This is a genomic window from Deltaproteobacteria bacterium PRO3, from assembly GCA_030263375.1.
Lineage (GTDB): Bacteria > UBA10199 > UBA10199 > DSSB01 > DSSB01 > DSSB01.
The window spans coordinates 1-1,851 of sequence record SZOV01000192.1; the positions used below are offsets into that span (position 1 = coordinate 1).

The following is a 1,851-nucleotide window of genomic DNA, read 5'->3' on the forward strand; positions in this document are numbered from 1 at the left end:
GGAATCGCAAGGCCTCGAGCTCGTGGGAATAGGCCCGCTCGGCCCGCAGCCGCTCCTGCGGCGCCAGCACCGAAGGAGCGGGCTCGAGGGCCTCGCGCAGGCCGAGCGCGCGGTTGAGCGCGGTCACGGCCTCGTTGGCGTCGGCGAAGCGCTGCGCCGGCTCCTTGGCCAGCAGTCGCAGCGCGATCAGGCCCAGGGCGCCGGGCAGCTCGGGACGCCCCATGCAGGGATTGGGCGGCGTTTCCAGGGCGTGTTGTTGGAGCAGCGCTTCGAAGTCGCCGGCCAGGAAGGGGTAATGGCCGCTGAGCAGCCCGTAGAGGATGCAGCCGACCGCGTAGAGATCCGTTTGAATCGTCGGGGCCCGGCCCCAAAACAGCTCCGGGGCCATGCAACGCGGCGTGCCCCGGATGCCGGAGCCGGACTTGTGGCGCAGCGCGAGGAATTCGAAGTCGATCAGCACGGCGCCGCGTTCTGGGTGCAGCAGGATGTTGCCTCCGCTTAAGTCGCCGTGGGCGAAGCCGCGGAAGTGGAGAGCGGCGAGGGCGCGGAGCGACTGCGCGAGAATTTGGGCGATGCGCGAGGCCGGGAGCTTGCCGAAAAAACTTTCCAGCGGCTCGGCCTCCAGAAATTCCCGGGCGTAGAGCTCGAGACCCGCCGCGCGCTCATAGTGCAGCGGTCGCGGGAGGCCGGGGTGCTCGATGCCGGAGAGGAATTCGAACTCGCGTTGAAAGACGGTCTCGGGATTGCGATGGGCCTTGACCAGACAGCGCCGGTTTGCACGCAGGGCTTCCCAGGTCTCGACGCCGCGCCGGTCTTGCAGGAGTCGGGCCTCGGTCCATGGCGGGGGGAGAGAGGGCATGGTAACAAAATGCTACTATAAGAATTGCGGTCGGGACAGAGTAATATTTTTCTTAATAATTTCAATTAGTTGTAATAATTTAACCGGAGACCGTCGCGGGTCGCGCCGCGAGTTCGAGGCACTCCGCCAAGACCTCTTGGGCGGCCTCGGGCTTGGCCAGGCCCCGCGCCGCCCGGCGCATCTTTTCCAGCGCCTCGGGGTGGTCCAGGTAGAAGGCCAGGCGTTCGGCGACCCGCGTGCCTTGGAGTTCTCGGTTGAGGATCATCTCGGCCGCGCCCGAGGCCACCATCTCCTCGGCGTTGTAGCGTTGGTGGTCGTCGGCGGCGAAGGGATAGGGCACGAGGATGGCGGGCAGGCCGAGGTTCTGCAACTCCGTGATCGTCCCGGCCCCCGCCCGGCACAGCATCAGGTCGGCCTTGGCGTAATAGGGCCCGAGCTGTTGGGAAAAGGAAAAGACCTCCGCGGAGAGCCCCGCCGCGCGGTAGGCCGCGGCGACGATGGCCTCGTCCTGGGCGCCGGTTTGGTGGACGATGTGTAAGCGTTGGGCCCGCTCGGCCAACGTGGGAGCGGCCTGGATCATCGCCTCGTTCAAGGCGTGGGCGCCCTGCGAGCCGCCCAGGACGAAGAGACAGAAGCGTTCGCCCGGGCTACGCTCGGCCGGCGCGGGGAAGCGCCGCGTCGGGTTGCCGGTAAGCCGCGTCTTCGCCGGGTCGAAGAACTCCCGCGCCTTCGTGAAGGCGATGAAGATCCGGTCGGCGAAGCGGGCGAGCTTCCGATTGGTGAAGCCCGGGATGGAATTCTGCTCGATGATCGCGGTGGGAATCTTGGAAAAATGCGCGGCCAGGGTCATGGGCCCGCTGGCGTAGCCGCCGATTCCGACCACGACGTCGGGCCGGAACTCGCGCAGGATTTTTTTCGACTGCCGGTAGGCCTTCGGCAGCCGCGCCAGGCTGCGCAGGCGGGCACCCAAGCCCGAACCCTTCAGGGGCGTC

Annotated in this window: 2 protein-coding genes; both read right to left on the reverse strand. The window is 67.2% G+C overall.

The genetic code is table 11. From position 1 onward, the window contains the following. A partial coding sequence (locus FBR05_15230; GenBank protein ID MDL1873532.1) for a serine/threonine protein kinase occupies positions 1 to 859 on the reverse strand: 859 nt, incomplete at its 3' end. A gap of 79 nt (positions 860 to 938) precedes the next feature. Further along, on the reverse strand, positions 939 to 1,851 hold a 913-nt coding region (murG, locus tag FBR05_15235), incomplete at its 5' end, for an undecaprenyldiphospho-muramoylpentapeptide beta-N-acetylglucosaminyltransferase (protein MDL1873533.1).